This is a genomic window from Actinoplanes sp. NPDC051861, from assembly GCF_040681145.1.
Taxonomy (GTDB): domain Bacteria; phylum Actinomycetota; class Actinomycetes; order Mycobacteriales; family Micromonosporaceae; genus Actinoplanes.
In genome coordinates, this window is record NZ_JBFAYE010000030.1 from 1 (window position 1) to 16,950 (window position 16,950).

Genomic DNA, 16,950 nt, shown 5'->3' on the forward strand with positions numbered 1-16,950 from the left:
TAGAACGGCGACGTCAAGCACCGCCACTCCTTCCGGAGGTCTCCTCTCTGATCAAGGCACCACGCCGAACGTCAACAACCTCCGTGGTCAGTACACCTAGCGCTTCGCGAACGATCTCGTAGACCTTGAAGAGATCTATCCAGGTGGTGGGTTCGGCTCGGCCCATGATCCGTAGCGCTTCGTTGGCGTCAACGTCACTCATGGCCTTCCGGATTCGCTCTGCCCCCGGCGGTGGGGGAGCGGGGGCTTCGTTGCCGACAGGATCGATCAGGACAGCGGCGGCATAGGCGTAACCGCGCGCCTCTGCCGTGTCGGCGAAGCCAACGTGGTGATGGTTGCTTTCGCCCTCCTGAAACCTTCCGACCAGGGCAACCGGTCGAAAACTGCTGCTGTTGGCCTGTCCTACCCCGTTCACGAGCGCCAAGACGCGCTCGGCGGCGTTGTAGAACTCCTCGCCAGGCGGACGTTGGTCGATCTCAATGGAGGCCAAGAAGTAGTCGTTGCCGTCCTTGATCACCTGTGTATCGCCAGACGAGAACAGGGCGCCGAGTTCGTATAGATCAAACTCGTGGCCCTTGAGAAAGGCTTTCCAGATCACGGATCATGACCTTAATCGGCCTAGTCGTTGAGTTCCAACGGGATATAGCCGATGACGCACGAGTTCGTATGGATGATCAGACATCTCTGAAGCCCTGTGCGCAGCCAGGCAGTGACATGGCCCAACTTGTGTAAGTGACCTAGTCTTACGCAAAAGAGAGCCCGACTGACCTTTTGCCGGAGGTCACACAGTGGCACGTCGTTTCAAGATAGTCCGAATTTATCCAAAGACGGCAGAACCTGAACCAAGCCAACGCCTTCGCAGGGCGGCAACCCGGCGACGGGCACTGGATTGGGTCAAAGCGATCGGCGCGTTGCTCCTGGCTGCGGCGACGTTTCTGGGGGCCCTTTCCGGCTTCCTGGGTCAGGTGCTGGGTCACTGAGAAGCGAGGGACGCCGGGTCAACGCCGGCGTCCCTCGCTCGGGTTTGCGGCGTCTGCCGGGTCCGTCGCGCTGCGATGTTGGCAACGATGAGCGTTCCGAACGCTTCACCTATAGCCAGGATGAGCCCGAACGACTCGACACCTGCCCGGAGGTCCGCGATGCGTGGTGGGGCGGGCAGCGCGTAACCCGGCGCGCCCAGATCAAGCTCGCCCGACCGGTGCCGCCTCGATCCCATGTCGGCGATGGCGAGTGTCGAGTCGGCTGGGTCTTTCGGCGGCCACTGAGACGGAAACTGAGACGCCAGAAGCGGCGAAGGCCGGACCCCGGGGTCCGGCCTTCCACGTTTGCCCTGCTCAGGGCTGGCGGAGGATACGAGATTCGAACTCGTGAGGGTGTTAACCCAACACGCTTTCCAAGCGTGCGCCCTAGGCCTCTAGGCGAATCCTCCGTGCGCCAGGATACAGACGCGTTCGCGAAGTTTCGCGCAGGGGGCTGCGCATGCCGGGAGTGCTCACCGGGTAGGCTCTGGATCAGCCCCTCGTGCGGCGTGCATCTCGTGAACCTCCCCAGGGCCGGAAGGCAGCAAGGATAAGCGGGCTCTGACGGGTGCACGGGGGGTCCTTTCACTTCCGGGGCACCTCGTTTGTTCTTGTCAGACCCTGCACGGAGAATGGGCGCGGTCGTCAGGAGGTGGCAGGAGTGGCGCTCGCCCTCTATCGGAAGTACCGGCCTCGCACCTTCGCCGAGGTCATCGGTCAGGAGCACGTCACCGAGCCGCTGTCGCAGGCGTTGCGCAGCGGGCGGCTGAATCATGCCTACCTGTTCTCCGGCCCGCGTGGCTGCGGCAAGACGTCCAGCGCGCGCATCCTCGCGCGCTCGCTCAACTGCGAGCAGGGCCCGACGCCCGACCCGTGCGGCGTCTGCGGCTCCTGCAAGTCGCTGGCCAACGACGGCGCCGGATCGATCGACGTCATCGAGATCGACGCGGCCAGCCACGGCGGTGTCGACGACGCCCGCGAGCTCCGGGAGAAGGCGTTCTTCGCCCCGGCCAGCAGTCGCTACAAGATCTATGTGATCGACGAGGCGCACATGGTCTCGTCGGCCGGCTTCAACGCGCTGCTCAAGCTCGTCGAGGAGCCGCCGGACTTCGTGAAGTTCATCTTCGCGACCACCGAGCCCGAGAAGGTGCTCGGCACGATCCGCTCGCGGACCCATCACTACCCGTTCCGGCTGATCCCGCCCGCGGTGCTCCGGCCGTACCTTCAGCAGCTCACCGACGCCGAGGGCGTCCAGATCGACCCGGCGGTCTTCCCGCTCGTCGTCCGGGCCGGCGGCGGCAGCGCCCGCGACACCCTCTCCGTCCTCGACCAGTTGATCGCCGGCGCCGGGCCGGACGGTGTCAGCTACTCCCGAGCGGTCGCCCTCCTCGGCGTCACGGACGTGGCCCTGATCGACGAGATGTGCGACGCCCTGGCCGCGGGCGACGGCGCGGCGGCCTACGCCACGATCGACCGCGTGGCCGAGGCCGGCCACGACCCGCGACGTTTCGCCTCCGACCTGCTCGAGCGACTCCGCGACCTCATCGTCCTGCAGCAGGTGCCGGACGCGGTCGCCAAGGGCCTGATCGACGGCCCGGCGGACCAACTCGACGCGATGGCGGGCCAGGCGTCCCGGCTGGGCGCGGCGACACTGTCCCGCTCGGCGGACATCGTGCACAACGGTCTGGTGGAGATGCGCGGCACGACCGCACCCCGCCTCCTGCTGGAGTTGATCACCGCGCGGATGTTGCTGCCGGGGGCGGAGGATTCGACGGGGGCGCTGCTGCAGCGGTTGGAGCGGTTGGAGCGCGGAGGGTTGCCGGTTTCGTCGGATTCGGCCCCTGTTCCTGTGGCGTCCGCTCCGTCTAGCTCCGTGGCGTCGGCCCCTTCCGCCCCTGCTGCTTCCGTTCCTTCCGCCTCGGGCGGCTCTGCTGCCTCTGGCTCGGGCGGTTTGGCGGCGGCCCGGGCTGCCGCGGCGGCCGCCGCGTCGGTGGCCAAGGGCCGCCCGACGACCGCGTCGGCGCGGCCGGTGTCGCCGGCCGCACCGGCGGCTCCGACTTCGGCTTCGGCTTCGGCTTCGGCTTCGGCTCCGGCGTCGGCTTCGGCTTCGGCTCCGGCGTCGGCTTCGGCTCCGGCTTCTGCGTCGGCTCCGGCCCCGGAGGAGCCTGCGGCTGCTGACTCGTCTGTTTCTGTTTCGGCGGATCCTGAGTCTTCCGTTCCTGCCGTGCCCGGGGCTTCCGATTCGGCCACGCCCATTTCGGATAAGTCGGGTTCGGGGGAGCCTGACTGGAATGACGTAGCCGACGGCGGTCGCGTCTCGCCTCCCGCGGACGCTGGTGTCTACGACGACGAGCCGCCGTGGGACGAGGAGCCGCCGGAGGACGGCGAGCCCGCCGGCCCGGCGCCGAAGGTGGACGAGCGCCTGGAGAAGATCCGCGCCGCCTGGCAGTCACTTGGCCGGCGGCAGGACAGGGTGCGGGCGATGCAGGAGTACGGCATCGGCGTGCGCGAACTCGACGGCGACACCATCGTCTTCGCCGCACCCAACCAGAAGCTGGTCGACCGCTTCCTGAACTGGCGCGACGCGATCGCCTCCGAGTTCGGCGAAGCACTCGGCGGCCGCTGGCGGATCCGCTGCGAGGTCGGCGAGGCAACCACCCCGGCTCGCGGTCCCGCCGCTCAGGGCGGCCCCTCCAACACCCGACGCCAGCAGCCCTCCGGCGGTCCCGCCGCACCCGGCCGCTCGGCACCGCAGGCCGCCGCGCCCACGACGCCCGCTCGCTCGGCCCCACAGGCCGCCGTGGCTCCCGCCCCCCAGCACAACACGGGCCGCACCGAGTCCCGCCCGTCCCGGCCTTCCCGGCCCCCGGCCGCCGACGACGACTGGCCTGAGCCGGCCCGTCCCGCCCCAAGCATCCCCGCCCCAGAACAATCACTGGCCGACAGCGACACCGGCTGGCCCGAACCCGCCCGTCCCGGCTCTGCGGGCAACGGCTCGCCCGAGGCTGCCCGGCCTGGAGCGGCGGCGAACTCGGCGAACGACTGGCCGGAACCGGTCAAACCGGGCGCGAAGGCGGCCTCCGCCGGCCCGGTGGCGGGTGCGGCGGGTGCCGGCGCGACCGGTGGCGACGCGGGTTCAGGCAGTGAGGCCGAATCCGGTCGTGAGGCGGAGTCGGGTGGTGAGGCGGAGTTCGGCGGGGCGCCATCGCCTGCCGAGTCTGACGCGGTTCGTCCGACTGCTGACCCGCCGGAACCCGGCACGCCGCCGACGCCCTCGTCCGTGCCGGCTCCCTCCGCGCCGGTTCCTTCGGCTGCGACTCCCTCCGGTGCGGGTCCGGCTCGATCGGCCGCGATGGAGGCGGCTCGGGCCGCCGCGCGGCCCGGTGGTGGCGTGCCCAGCAGCGGTCTGGCCGCGGCCCGCGCGGCGGCCGCCAACGCGCGTAATCCCGCCGCCGCCCGATCCGCCGCGGCACCGGCACCGGCGGCCAGCCCGTCCAGCGGTCCGGGCGGTCCCGGCGGTTCTGGAGGTCCCGGCGGCGCTGGGAGTGCAGGGCGTCCCGGCGGTCCCGGTGGCGCCGCCGGTGGTCCGGGTGGCGCGGCCGGTAGCGCCGGGGGTCGTCCCGGTGGTGCCAGCGGCGGCGCCGGTGGCCTCGGTCGTCCCGGCGGTCCGGGTGGTGCCGGGGGTGGCGGTGGTCCGGGCGGTGCCGGGGGTCGTGCCGGTGGTGGCGGTGGCCTGAGTCGGACTGGTGGGGCTGGTGGGGGTGCCTGGTCTGACGGCAGTCCGACGGAGGAGGCGCCTTACGACCCCGAGTACGACGGGCCGCCGCCCGGCGGCACCGCCGGGTTTGAGGGGTTTGATCCTGGTGATGAGCCGCTCGATGACGTGATCGATGAGAAGACCGCGCGGCAGAGCGGTGAGGAGCAGGCCATGCAGTTGCTTCGGGACGCATTTGGGGCGGAGAAGATCGGCGAGATCTGAGTGCGGTGCGGGGCGTGGGTGTCCCGTGGCGTCTCGGCGGGCAAAGGGAGCGCGACGGCTACGCTGGCGGCGGTAACTCCGGCCGCCGCGTGTCATCGATGGTGGTTCACGAAAACCGATGAGTTGAGGAGCGGTTCATGCGCCCCGGTGCACAGCCCAACATGCAGCAGATCATGAAGCAGGCGCAGAAGATGCAGCAGCAGGTCGCGCAGGCGCAGGCCGAGCTGGCCGAGGCTGAGTTGACCGGCACCGCCGGCGGTGGCCTGGTGACCGTGGTGATCACCGGGTTGGGTGAGTTCAAGGCGGTGAAGATCGACCCGAAGGCTGTGGACGCCGACGACGTCGAGACGCTGGAGGACCTGGTGCTCGCGGCCATCCACAACGCCGCCGAGGCGCAGCGGGAGCTGGCCGAGGCGAAGATGGGCCCGGCCACCGGCGGCTTCTCCCTGCCGGGGTTCTGATCCCGTGTACGAAGGCGCCATCCAGGACCTGATCGATGAGCTGGGCCGGCTGCCGGGCGTGGGCCCGAAATCGGCTCAGCGCATCGCCTTCCATGTCCTCTCCGCCGACCCCGCGGATGTGAATCGGCTGGCCGGGGCTCTGCGGAAGGTCAAGGAGCTGGTCCGGTTCTGCACGACCTGCTTCAACGTGGCCGAGTCGGAGCAGTGCCGCGTCTGCCGGGATCCGCGCCGTACCAACGAGGTGCTGTGTGTGGTGGAGGAGCCGAAGGACGTCGTGGCGATCGAGCGGACCGGCGAGTTCCGGGGCCGCTATCACGTGCTCGGCGGCGCGATCAATCCGCTGGAGGGCATCGGCCCGGACAACCTGCGGATCCGGGAGCTGCTGATGCGGCTCGGCACCGGTGAGGTCAACGAGCTGATCCTGGCGACCGACCCGAACACCGAGGGCGAGGCGACCGCCACCTATCTGGGCCTGCTCGTGAAGCCGATGGGCATCGCGGTGACCCGGCTGGCGAGCGGCCTTCCGGTCGGTGGTGACCTTGAGTACGCGGACGAGATCACTCTGGGTAGGGCCTTCGAGGGTCGCCGGGCGATCTGATTTAACATCCGGTAATGCCGCTGTAACGCCACGCAAGTTGTTTAGCCCGGATTAGCAACTTGCGAACTGTCTACGCGGTACTTTCCGTTTGTTCGGCGTCTAGGTCACGGTGACATCACGAGGGAGACACGGAAACGCTCGTGTGCGGTCGGTGAGCTTGACCCGGGGCACGCACTAGGTGAATGTTCCTCTCGATGGCGGCCACACCCGCTGTCGAGTCCCTCGTGCGTCGGCCCAATCTAGGCCGACGGGCACGGGGGTCGGCACTCGAGGCATGCGACAACCGATCGGTTGCCGTTCGCTGCGTGGGCCATCGTCAACGGCGGGGGATTTCCGTGTATCCCGGTGACCGGTGGCGTTGACTCCCGCTGCGCGGCGGCCGGGAGAGGACCGGACACTTCATGGTCGTTGGACCCGGAACGGCCGCGGACCAGGCTCCGGTAGCCCCGGACCCCGCGGAAGGCTCCGTTCCCGGCAAGGCGATCGAGGGCCGCTCCCTGGGCCGGATCGCATGGACCCGGCTCAAGCGCGACAAGGTCGCGATGGCCGGTGGCTCCGTCGTCATCTTCCTGATCCTGGTCGCGATCTTCGCGCCCGCGATTGTGAGCGTTCTCGGCTCCCCGCCGAACGAGTTCCACCAGAACCTGATCGACACGAGCACCCTGGCTCCCAAGGGCGGGACCGGCATCAGCGCCGAGCACCTGTTCGGTGTGGAGCCGCAGAACGGCCGGGACATCTTCAGCCGGGTCGTCTACGGTGCCCGGATCTCGCTGCTGATCGCCTTCCTGGCCACGCTGCTGTCGGTCCTCATCGGCGCGACGCTGGGCGTGGTCGCCGGCTACTTCGGCGGCTGGGTCGACTCGCTGATCAGCCGCGCGATGGACGTCTTCCTGGCGTTCCCGCTGCTGGTCTTCTCGATCGCGCTGGCCGGCGTCATCCCGGACACGGCCTTCGGGCTCTCCGGCGACTCGCTCCGCATCGCCCTGCTGATCTTCATCATCGGCTTCTTCAGCTGGCCGTACATCGGGCGCATCGTCCGGGGCCAGACACTGTCGCTGCGGGAGCGTGAGTTCGTCGACGCGGCGCGGAGCCTCGGCGCCCGCGGGCCGTACGTGATCTTCAAGGAGATGCTGCCGAACCTGGTGGCGCCGATCCTGATCTACGCGACGCTGCTGATCCCCACGAACATCCTCTTCGAGGCGGCGCTGTCGTTCCTCGGCGTGGGTATCCGGCCGCCGACGGCGAGCTGGGGCGGCATGCTCTCGGACGCGGCCCGGTTCTACACGATCTGGCACTTCATGTTCTTCCCGGGCATGGCGATCTTCATCACCGTGCTCGCGTTCAACCTCTTCGGCGACGGTCTGCGTGACGCGCTCGATCCCAAGGGGCGGCGCTGACCATGGCGCCCGATGCTTTCCCACCAGCCGTGCGGTTCGGACCCGGACCGTTCCACCAGGGAGGTTGCTGCAAGTGATTCGCAAATCGAGAGCGCTGGTGGCCGGTACGGCCGCTTTGGCGCTGACGCTCTCCGCCGCCGCGTGCGGCGGAAGCGACGATTCTGATTCCAACAACAGCTCCAGCGCGAAGCCGGAGTTCAACGCCGCCTTGACGAAGGTGTTCAACCCTTCGGACAAGAAGGGCGGCACCATCCGCATGGCCAACTCCGGTGACTGGGACACCCTCGACCCGGGCGAGACCTACTACGGCTACTCGTGGAACTTCCTCCGCCTGTACGGCCGTGGCCTGCTCATGTTCAAGCCGACCCCGGGCGCCGAGGGCAACACCCTCACCCCGGACCTGGCCGAGGGCATGGGTGTGCCGAGCGACGGCGGTAAGACCTGGACCTACAAGATCCGCCAGGGCATCAAGTACGAGGACGGCTCGCCGGTCACGGCGAAGGACGTGAAGTACGCGGTGCTGCGCTCCATCGACAAGGAGACGTTCCCGAACGGGCCGGCGTACTTCGAGGGCTTCCTCAACCTGCCCGAGGGCTACAAGGGCCCGTACAAGTCGAAGGGCGTGAACACCGACTCGGCGATCACCACGCCGGACGACAACACGATCGTCTTCCACCTGAAGGCGGCGTTCGGTGGCTTCGACTACGTCGCGGCGCTCCCGCAGACCGTGCCGGTGCCGGAGGCCAAGGACACCGGTGCGAAGTACAAGGAGCACGTGGTCTCCACGGGCCCCTACAAGTTCGAGACGAACAACCTCGGCAAGGACTTCAAGCTGGTCCGTAACGACCAGTGGGACCCGGCGACCGACCCGAACCGCAAGGCGCTGCCGGACGCGTACGAGGTCCAGCTGAACGTCAACGCGGACGACATCGACAACCGGCTGCTCTCCGGCGACCTGGACGTCGACGTCGTGGGCACCGGCGTGCAGCCGGCCGCACTCGGCCGCGTGGTCGGCGACCCGACCCTGAAGGCGCAGACCGACAACCCGGCTCTGGCCCGCCTCTGGTACACGTCGATCAACCCGACCGTGGCGCCGCTGGACAAGATCGACTGCCGTAAGGCCATCGAGTACGCCGCTGACCGCACCGGCTACCAGACCGCGTACGGCGGCCCGCTCGCCGGTGGCGACATCGCCACCTCGGTGCTGCCCCCGATGATCCCGGGCTACCAGAAGGTCGACCTGTACTCGGCCGGCGCCGACAACACCGGTGACGTGGCGAAGGCCAAGGAGGCCCTGACCGCGTGTGGCCAGCCGAACGGCTTCGAGACCAACATCTCGTACCGTGCGGAGCGCCCGAAGGAGAAGGCGGCCGCCGAGTCGCTGCAGCAGGCGCTGGCCCGGGTCGGCATCAAGCTGACGCTCAAGCCGTTCCCGCAGGGTGACTACTTCTCCCAGTACGCCGGCAACCCGCCGTACGTGAAGAACAACAAGCTGGGCCTGGTCGTCAACGGCTGGGGCGCTGACTGGAACGACGGCTTCGGCTTCCTCTCGCAGATCGTGGACAGCCGGGTCATCCGGGAGACCGGTGGCTCGTCCAACACCAGCGTGCGGATCCCCGAGGTCGACCAGATGCTGGACGCTGCGGTCGCCGAGACCGACAACGCCAAGCGTGAGGCCATGTGGACTCAGATCGACAAGCGCGTCATGGAAGAGGCTGTGATCTTCCCGGGCATCGTCGCGAAGAGCCTGATCATCCGGCCGAAGACGCTGTCCAACGTCTTCGTCAGCGAGGCGTACAACATGTACGACTACCTCTCGCTGGGCGTCGCGTAAACATCCCCACCATCACGACACCTTCGATAGGTAGGTGAAGGCAGCAGGCGGCCGGTCCGGGGCGACCCGGGCCGGCCGTCCCAGCCGGACTCTGTGATCACATACATCATCAGGCGTCTTTTTGCGGCAGTAGTGCTGCTCTTCATCATCAGCGCCGCCACTTTCTCGATCTTCTACCTGGTCCCTCGCCTGGTCGGGTCGACCCCGGAGACGCTGGCCACCCGGTACGTGGGTCGCGCCGCCACCCCGGAGACGGTCCACCTGATCGCCGAGAAGCTGGGCTTCTACGACCCGGTCTGGCTTCAGTACGGCCGCTGGGTGAAAGGCATCTTCTTCGGCGCCGAGTACAACTACGGCGCCGCCACCGAGCACTGCCCCGCGCCGTGCTTCGGCTACTCGTTCATCACCAAGCAGCCGGTCTGGCCGGATCTGATCGACCGGCTGCCGGTGACGCTGTCGCTGGCGATCGGCGCCGCGATCCTCTGGCTGATCTTCGGCCTCTCGATCGGCACCGTGTCCGCCCTGCGCCGGGGCTCGTTCCTGGACCGCGCCGCGATGACCTTCTCGCTGGCCGGCGTCTCGCTGCCGATCTTCTTCACCGGCATGGTCGGACTGCTGGTGTTCAGCTACACGCTCGGGTGGACCGCACCAGGCGGCACATATACCCCGTTCACTGAAAATCCTGGCGAATGGTTCTACGCACTGCTGCTGCCGTGGATCGTGCTCGCCCTCCAGTTCTCCGCCCAGTACGCGCGATTAACCCGCGCCGGAATGCTGGAGACGATGAGCGAGGACTACATCCGTACGGCGCGCGCGAAGGGTCTGCGTGAGCGCGACGTGAACGTCAAGCACGGCCTGCGCGCCGCGCTGACCCCCATCCTGACCATCTTCGGCCTGGACTTCGGCCTGCTGATCGGCGGCGCGGTGCTCACCGAGCAGGTGTTCTCCCTGCCCGGCCTCGGCAAGTACGCGGTGGACGCGATCACCAACAACGACCTGCCGAAGGTGCTGGGTGTGACCATGATGGCGGCGTTCTTCGTGGTCATCGCCAACCTGGTCGTGGACCTGTTGTACGCGGTCGTCGACCCGAGAGTGAGGCTGGGCTGATGCCGGACGGGCAGGCGTTCCTTCAGGTCAAGGACCTCAAGATTCATTTCCCCACCGACGACGGTCTGGTCCGCAGCGTCGACGGCCTCTCGTTCTCCCTGGAGCGCGGCAAGACTCTCGGCATCGTGGGTGAGTCGGGCTCCGGCAAGTCGGTGACGAGCCTGGGCATCATGGGGCTGTACAACAAGCGGAACTCCAAGATCTCAGGCGAGATCTGGCTGGACGGCGACGAGATCGTCTCGGCCGGGCAGGAGACCGTGCGCGGGTTGCGTGGCAACAAGCTGGCGATGATCTTCCAGGACCCGCTGTCCTCGATGCACCCGTACTACACGGTCGGGCACCAGATCATCGAGGCGTACCGGGTGCACCACAACGTCTCGAAGAAGGTCGCCCGCAAGCACGCGGTCGACATGCTGGGCCGGGTCGGCATCCCGCAGCCGGACCGCCGGGTGGACGACTACCCGCACCAGTTCTCCGGTGGTATGCGTCAGCGCGCGATGATCGCGATGGCGCTGGTCAACGACCCGCAGTTGCTGATCGCCGACGAGCCGACGACCGCGCTGGACGTGACGGTGCAGGCCCAGATCATGGACCTGATGCACGACCTGCAGGCGGAGTTCAACTCGGCCCTCATCGTGATCACCCACGACCTGGGCGTGGTGGCGGAACTCGCCGACGACGTGCTGGTGATGTACGGCGGTCGCTGCATCGAGAACGCGTCGGCCGCGACGGTCTTCGAGCGGCCTGAGCACCCGTACACATGGGGTTTGCTCGGCTCCATGCCCCGCATGGACCGTCCCAACCAGGACCGGCTCGTCCCGATCCCCGGCTCGCCGCCCTCGTTGATCAACCTGCCGCAGGGCTGCGCCTTCAGCCCGCGCTGCGCCTACGAGCCGCGCACCGGTGGGCTGGGCACCACGGTCATGCCGGAGCTGGCTCGTGCCGGCGGCAGCAACCACCTGGTCCGGTGCCATCTGCCCACCGAGGAGCGGCAGCGGATCTGGCTGGAAGAGGTAAAGCCGAAGTTGGAGGCCCCGTGAGCAACAAGGAAGCACTCCTGAAGGTCAAGGGGCTGGAGAAGCACTTCCCGATCACCAAGGGCCTGCTGCGCCGCCAGGTCGGCGCGGTCCGTGCCGTCGACGGCGTGGACTTCGAGGTCTTCAAGGGCGAGACCCTCGGCCTCGTCGGTGAGTCCGGTTGTGGCAAGTCCACCACCGGCCGCCTGCTGACCCGCCTGCTGGAGCCGACCGGCGGCTCGATCGAGTTCGAGGGCAAGAACATCGCCCACCTGAGTCAAGGTAAGCTGCGCCCGCTCCGGCGGGACATGCAGATGATCTTCCAGGACCCGTTCTCGTCGCTGAACCCGCGGCACACCGTCGGCACGATCGTCGGCGCGCCGCTGCGGATCCAGAAGGTCAAGACCGAGCACGGCGTCAAGCGGGCCGTCCAGGACCTGCTCAAGCTGGTGGGCCTGAACCCGGAGCACTACAACCGGTACCCGCACGAGTTCTCCGGCGGTCAGCGCCAGCGCATCGGCATCGCCCGCACGCTCGCCCTGCGGCCGAAGATGATCGTGGCGGACGAGCCGGTCTCCGCGCTCGACGTGTCGATCCAGGCGCAGGTGGTGAACCTGCTCGAGGATCTGCAGAACGAGTTCGACCTGACCTACGTGTTCATCGCGCACGACCTGTCGGTGGTGCGGCACATCTCCGACCGGGTCGCCGTCATGTACCTGGGCAAGGTGGTGGAGATCGCGGATCGGGAAGACCTGTACAGCAACCCGCGTCACCCGTACACCGTCGCCCTGATGTCCGCCGTGCCGGTGCCGGACCCGGTTCGCCGCGATCGCGCGCAGCGTGAGCGCGTGCTGCTCACCGGCGACGTGCCCAGCCCGATCAACCCGCCGTCGGGTTGTCGTTTCCGGACACGCTGCTGGAAGGCGCAGGACATCTGCGCCACCGAGGAGCCGCCGCTGGTGCAGCGCCTCGACGATCCGGCGTCGCACCTGACCGCGTGCCACTTCCCGGTTGCCGCGGATGAGCAGGTGGCCGGGCGCCGTCCGGCCGGCACCAAGGCCTGAGAGACGAAGGAGGCGGTCTTGCGGGGCCGCCTCCTTTTTCACACTAGGAAGACCACCGGACCTGCGGCGAGCGGTAAAAACGGACACCCAGCCGGGTCCAGCGAGGTCCATACGCGCCGAGCCGAGCGCGGAACGAGGGCCAATCATGCGTCGCACGCGGCGACCATCCCAGCTCGGCGAGCGCCACGAGACGCGGAAAAGCCAGAAACTCGATGTCCGCGAGATCGCGCAGGGTCTCCGACCACAGCGGCGCCTCAACACCGAAAACCCTTTCCTCGGGTACGCCGGACAGCAGCCGTCCCGGGTCCCAGTCATAGGCGGCCCGCACCTCGATCGTCCCCGCCCAGTGCAGCCCACCCGGCGTGAGCAGGTCGTACTGCATGTCCAGGTAGGTTCGGTTGGCCGGTGACATCAGCACCGGTGCGCCGGAGGCGACGAGCGGCCCGGTGTCCCACTCGTGGTTCCAGTGCTGCACCACCGCGTCGCGGGCCGCCCCGGCCTGGGCGATCTCCTGCCAGCCGATGGCCGTCTTGCCGTACTTGGCCACCAGCGGCAGCACCCGCTCGACGAACCGCAGGTAGTCGGCGTGCGGCGTCGAGTGCGCCTCGTCGCCGCCGATGTGCAGATACGGTCCGGGTGTCATCTCCGCGAGCTCACGGATCACGTCCTCGGCGAACCGGTAGGTGACCTCCTTGCCGGCGCAGAGCGAGCTGTATCCGACCCGGATGTCGATCCGCGGCCGCGGCGCCATTCCGTCGCAGGTCAGCTCGGGGTACGCGACCTGAGCAGCGTTGACGTGGCCCGGCATGTCTATCTCGGGAACGATCGTGACGAACCGGTCGGCGGCGTAGCGGACCAGTGCCCGGTAGTCGTTCTTGGTGAGGTAGCCACCGCCGATGCCGCGTACGCCGGTGCCCTTCGCGCCGCCGATGTCGGTCAGCCGGGGCCAGCTGTCGATCCGGATCCGCCAGCCCTGGTCGTCGGAGAGATGCAGGTGCAGGTGATTGATCTTGAAGCGGCTGATCTGGTCGATGTAGCGGCGGATCTCGGCCGGCTCGTGGAAATGACGGGCCAGGTCGAGCATGGCGCCGCGGTAGGCGTACCGGGGACGGTCCACGATCTGTCCGCCGGGAAACACCCAGTCTCGCTTCTGGACGGTCGTCGACTCGATCTCCGCCGGCAGCAGCTGCCGCAGCGTCTGCACGCCCGCGAACAACCCGGCCGGCCGGGTCGCTCGCACCTCGATGCCGTCCGCGCGCACATCGAGCCGGTAACCCTCGTCTCCGAGCCCGGTGTCGGCGAGGACCAGGGTGATCGCGTTGCCGGAGGCCGACGGCACGATCGGCAACGGGAAGCCGGTGGCCGGCCGGAACGCCTCGGCGAGCCGCTCCGCCACCGGTGTCGAAGCACCGGCAGCGACGATTGCGGTGTCCCGGCTCAGCGGGAAAGTGGTGTGCCGGTCGGGAATCGCCTGTGCCGGCGCGGGCAGGACCCCGGACAGCGACGCCGGAACGGGTCCCGGTCCCGGAGCTGCGGAGGCGCCGCTGACCAGCAGAGTCAGTGCCAGCAGGCTGGAGACGGCCAGACGAGGATGACGCATTGCGCTGACCGTACCCAGTCGGATCAATGTCAGCCGTCAGGACGGTTCAGCAGCGCCACGGCGATGGCGTGGACGGCGTCCAGGTCGGCGGGATCGGACAACGCTGTTTTGCCGCCTGTCACCCCGTACCATTCCTCGGCGTCCCTGTACTGAACGCTCAGGGTGACCTTGCCCTCGGAGAATGCGCTGCGCAGCGTCAGCTCGCCGGTCACGACGCCGACCTCGTCGGTCATCACGCCGCCCGGCCCGGGGGTGATGTCGGTGGTCCTGGTCTGCTCCGTTTCGGTCATCCGCAGGTCTCCAGCATGTCGGCGAGTGCATCCTTCTCCGCGCTGGTGACGGTCAGCTTCCAGTAGCTCTTGACCGTGATCCAGTCCTCGGCGTACGTGCACCAATGTTCCCGCGCGGGCGGTTTCCATGTCGATGGATCCTGATCGCCTTTCGACCGGTTCGACGTGGCCGAGACGGCGACGAGCTGAGGGCGCTCCAGATCGTTGGCGAATTCGCCGCGCTTGTCGTTGGTCCACTCGCCGGCGCCGGAGCGCCACGCGTTCGCCAGCGGCACCATGTGGTCGATGTCCACCTTGGTCGGCGAGCTGAGGACCTGGTCGTCGTAGACGCTGTGCCAGGTGCCGGCCACCACGTTGCAGCCGGAGAGTTTGACCTTCTCCCCGTCGCGTTCCAGGACGGTGTCGCGGACGTCGCAGTTGTCGCCGGTGTCGCGCCAGTGCGGGAACTTCTCCCGCGAGTAGCCCTTCATCGACGCCGCCTTGGCGACGGTCAGCTTGCTGAGCTGGACCGCGGCGTCGCTGCCGTCGGAGGTGCTTGCCGGCGGGTTGGGCTCGGCCACGACGACGTCGCAACCGGCGAGCAGCGCGGCGGTGAGCAGGAGCGGGAGGAAACGAGGCGCATGTGGGGGCACATTCGCCAGAGTAGGCGGGTTCCTCGCGTGCCGCGCGGCGGCGGCACGCGAGGGATGAATCTCAGCCCGCCCGGTTGACCGCGCTGGTCACCGCTTTGATGGACGCGCTCACGATGTTCGCGTCGATGCCGACACCCCATACGGTACGGTCGCCGACCTCGACCTCGACGTACGCCGCGGCCTGGGCGTCGCCACCGGAGGTCAGCGCGTGCTCGTTGTAGTCCAGCACCCGCGCGTTGATCCCCAGCGGCTCGATGGCCTGCACGAACGCGGCGATCGGGCCGTTGCCGACACCGACCAGCGGCCGGCGCGTGCCGCGGTGGAACACCTCGACGTCGATCTCGACCTTGCCGTCCACCGTGGCCGTGCTGTAGCTCTCCACCGTGAAGGCGGTCGCTGTCTGGTGGTCCACCAGGTATTCGCCGGCGAAGATGTCCCACATCTGCTGCGGGCCGACCTCGCCGCCCTCCTCGTCGGTGTGGTGCTGCACCACGCCGGAGAACTCGATCTGCAGCCGCCGCGGCAGGTCGAGTTTGTGCTCCTCCTTCATGATGTACGCCACGCCGCCCTTGCCGGACTGCGAGTTGACCCGGATGACCGCCTCGTACGTGCGGCCCACGTCCTTCGGGTCGATCGGCAGGTAGGGCACGCCCCAGCCGAAGTCGTCGATCGGCGTGCCGGCCTCGTCCGCGTCGGCCTGCAGCGCGGTGAAACCCTTCTTGATCGCGTCCTGGTGCGAGCCGGAGAACGCGGTGTAGACCAGGTCGCCCGCGTACGGGTGGCGCTCGTGCACCGGCAGCTGGTTGCAGTACTCAACCGTGCGCTTGATCTCGTCGATGTTCGAGAAGTCCACCTGCGGGTCGATGCCCTGCGAGAACAGGTTCAGGCCCAGCGTCACCAGGTCGACGTTGCCGGTCCGCTCGCCGTTGCCGAACAGGCAGCCCTCGATCCGGTCGGCGCCCGCCAGCAGGCCCAGCTCGGCGGCGGCCACCGCGGTGCCCCGGTCGTTGTGCGGGTGCAGGCTCAGGATCACGCTGTCGCGCCGCGGCAGGTTGCGGTGCATCCACTCGATGGAGTCCGCGTACACGTTCGGGGTGGCCATCTCGACGGTGGCAGGCAGGTTGATGATCAGCGGACGGGCCGGGGTCGGGTCGATCACGTCGATGACCGCCGAGCAGATCTCCAGCGCGTACTCCAGCTCGGTGCCGGTGTACGACTCCGGCGAGTACTCGTAGAAGATCTCGGTGTCCGGGGTGTGGATCTCGGCGTACTTCTGGCAGAGCCGCGCGCCGGTCGTCGCGATGTCGGTGATGCCATCCCTGTCCAGGCCGAACACCACGCGCCGCTGCAGCACCGAGGTCGAGTTGTAGAAGTGCACGATCGCGCGCTTGGCGCCGCGGATCGACTCGAACGTCCGGTCGATCAGGTGCTCCCGGCACTGCACCAGGACCTGGATCGTGACGTCGTCCGGGATCAGGTCCTGCTCGATCAGCTGCCGTACGAAATCAAAATCGGTCTGGCTGGCGGCCGGGAAGCCGACCTCGATCTCCTTGTAGCCCATCTTCACCAGCAGCATGAACATCCGCCGCTTGCGTTCCGGAGACATCGGGTCGATCAGGGCCTGGTTGCCGTCGCGCAGGTCGACCGCACACCAGCGGGGAGATTTCTCCACATGACGGCTCGGCCATTGCCGGTCAGGCAGGGGGATCGGGAACTGCTTCTGGTACGGCTCGTAGCGCTGGAACGGCATCGAGCTGGGCCGCTGGGTGGCAAACGGGTTGGTGGACATGTGACTGCTCCTGTCGATGAGAAGACGAGCAGGCGGCGTGCATCAACTCCGCGACGAGGTGCCGGCCTGGAATGGGGCCTCGTCGCGGCAGCGAAGGAGGAGAAACGCGTGCCACATGTCGCCAAACACGTTACGTGATCTACTTCCGGGTGGCTAACCATTCG

General features: G+C 68.1%; 12 protein-coding genes, 1 tRNA gene, 1 other RNA gene and 1 pseudogene. 9 read left to right on the forward strand and 6 right to left on the reverse strand.

All coding sequences use genetic code 11. The features are described from left to right. Window positions 1-13: 13 nt before the first annotated feature. Window positions 14-598, reverse strand: a complete 585-nt coding sequence (locus tag AB0M02_RS42895; RefSeq protein WP_364238268.1) for a hypothetical protein — start codon at window positions 596-598, stop codon at window positions 14-16. Window positions 599-1,341: 743 nt separating this feature from the next. Next, window positions 1,342-1,429 (reverse strand) — tRNA-Ser (locus AB0M02_RS42900). Between the two features lie 81 nt (window positions 1,430-1,510). Between AB0M02_RS42900 and ffs the strand changes: the two genes are divergently transcribed. The 9 genes from ffs (at window position 1,511) to AB0M02_RS42945 (ending at window position 12,475) form a co-directional block, all read left to right on the forward strand. Beyond that, an RNA gene (gene ffs / locus AB0M02_RS42905) (signal recognition particle sRNA small type) lies at window positions 1,511-1,607 on the forward strand. Window positions 1,608-1,680: 73 nt separating this feature from the next. Continuing rightward, a complete protein-coding gene (locus AB0M02_RS42910) occupies window positions 1,681-4,998 on the forward strand; it encodes a DNA polymerase III subunit gamma and tau (protein ID WP_364238269.1) in 3,318 nt (1,105 codons plus the stop codon). Window positions 4,999-5,135: 137 nt separating this feature from the next. After that, the gene (locus AB0M02_RS42915) at window positions 5,136-5,459 is read left to right on the forward strand and encodes a YbaB/EbfC family nucleoid-associated protein (RefSeq protein ID WP_364238270.1); all 324 of its coding nucleotides are present in this window, start codon (window positions 5,136-5,138) and stop codon (window positions 5,457-5,459) included. Between the two features lie 4 nt (window positions 5,460-5,463). After that, window positions 5,464-6,057 (forward strand): recombination mediator RecR, encoded by a 594-nt coding sequence (gene recR / locus AB0M02_RS42920; protein ID WP_364238271.1) that lies wholly within the window; start codon window positions 5,464-5,466, stop codon window positions 6,055-6,057. Between the two features lie 401 nt (window positions 6,058-6,458). After that, the gene (locus tag AB0M02_RS42925; RefSeq protein ID WP_364238272.1) at window positions 6,459-7,454 is read left to right on the forward strand and encodes an ABC transporter permease; all 996 of its coding nucleotides are present in this window, start codon (window positions 6,459-6,461) and stop codon (window positions 7,452-7,454) included. 73 nt (window positions 7,455-7,527) lie between these two features. Beyond that, a complete protein-coding gene (locus tag AB0M02_RS42930; RefSeq protein ID WP_364238273.1) occupies window positions 7,528-9,288 on the forward strand; it encodes an ABC transporter substrate-binding protein in 1,761 nt (586 codons plus the stop codon). A gap of 93 nt (window positions 9,289-9,381) precedes the next feature. Next, the gene (locus AB0M02_RS42935; protein ID WP_364238274.1) at window positions 9,382-10,395 is read left to right on the forward strand and encodes an ABC transporter permease; all 1,014 of its coding nucleotides are present in this window, start codon (window positions 9,382-9,384) and stop codon (window positions 10,393-10,395) included. After that, window positions 10,395-11,435, forward strand: a complete 1,041-nt coding sequence (locus AB0M02_RS42940; protein ID WP_364238275.1) for an ABC transporter ATP-binding protein — start codon at window positions 10,395-10,397, stop codon at window positions 11,433-11,435. Before AB0M02_RS42935 ends, AB0M02_RS42940 begins: the two co-directional genes overlap by 1 nt. Continuing rightward, window positions 11,432-12,475 carry a dipeptide ABC transporter ATP-binding protein gene (locus AB0M02_RS42945; protein ID WP_364238276.1) on the forward strand — a complete coding sequence of 348 codons (1,044 nt, stop codon included), beginning with the start codon at window positions 11,432-11,434 and terminating at the stop codon, window positions 12,473-12,475. Before AB0M02_RS42940 ends, AB0M02_RS42945 begins: the two co-directional genes overlap by 4 nt. A gap of 43 nt (window positions 12,476-12,518) precedes the next feature. Here the strand turns inward: AB0M02_RS42945 and AB0M02_RS42950 are convergent, their stop codons facing one another. From AB0M02_RS42950 to leuA, 4 genes and pseudogenes are all read right to left on the reverse strand, one after another. After that, a complete protein-coding gene (locus AB0M02_RS42950) occupies window positions 12,519-14,075 on the reverse strand; it encodes a beta-N-acetylhexosaminidase (RefSeq protein ID WP_364238277.1) in 1,557 nt (518 codons plus the stop codon). A 29-nt stretch (window positions 14,076-14,104) separates the two neighbouring features. Then, a pseudogene (locus AB0M02_RS42955) lies at window positions 14,105-14,344 on the reverse strand (hypothetical protein); the annotation flags it as partial. Window positions 14,345-14,361: 17 nt separating this feature from the next. Continuing rightward, window positions 14,362-14,997 (reverse strand): HNH endonuclease family protein, encoded by a 636-nt coding sequence (locus AB0M02_RS42960; protein ID WP_364238278.1) that lies wholly within the window; start codon window positions 14,995-14,997, stop codon window positions 14,362-14,364. Between the two features lie 61 nt (window positions 14,998-15,058). Beyond that, the gene (gene leuA / locus AB0M02_RS42965) at window positions 15,059-16,786 is read right to left on the reverse strand and encodes a 2-isopropylmalate synthase (protein WP_364238279.1); all 1,728 of its coding nucleotides are present in this window, start codon (window positions 16,784-16,786) and stop codon (window positions 15,059-15,061) included. Window positions 16,787-16,950 lie beyond the last annotated feature (164 nt).

Excerpts from the sequence above, each read along its gene's own strand:
- AB0M02_RS42915 (WP_364238270.1), top strand. The coding sequence starts at position 5,136 with ATGCGCCCCGGTGCACAGCCCAACATGCAGCAGATCATGAAGCAGGCG.
- AB0M02_RS42925 (WP_364238272.1), top strand. The coding sequence starts at position 6,459 with ATGGTCGTTGGACCCGGAACGGCCGCGGACCAGGCTCCGGTAGCCCCG.
- AB0M02_RS42940 (WP_364238275.1), top strand. The coding sequence starts at position 10,395 with ATGCCGGACGGGCAGGCGTTCCTTCAGGTCAAGGACCTCAAGATTCAT.
- AB0M02_RS42950 (WP_364238277.1), bottom strand. The coding sequence starts at position 14,075 with ATGCGTCATCCTCGTCTGGCCGTCTCCAGCCTGCTGGCACTGACTCTG.
- leuA (WP_364238279.1), bottom strand. The coding sequence starts at position 16,786 with ATGTCCACCAACCCGTTTGCCACCCAGCGGCCCAGCTCGATGCCGTTC.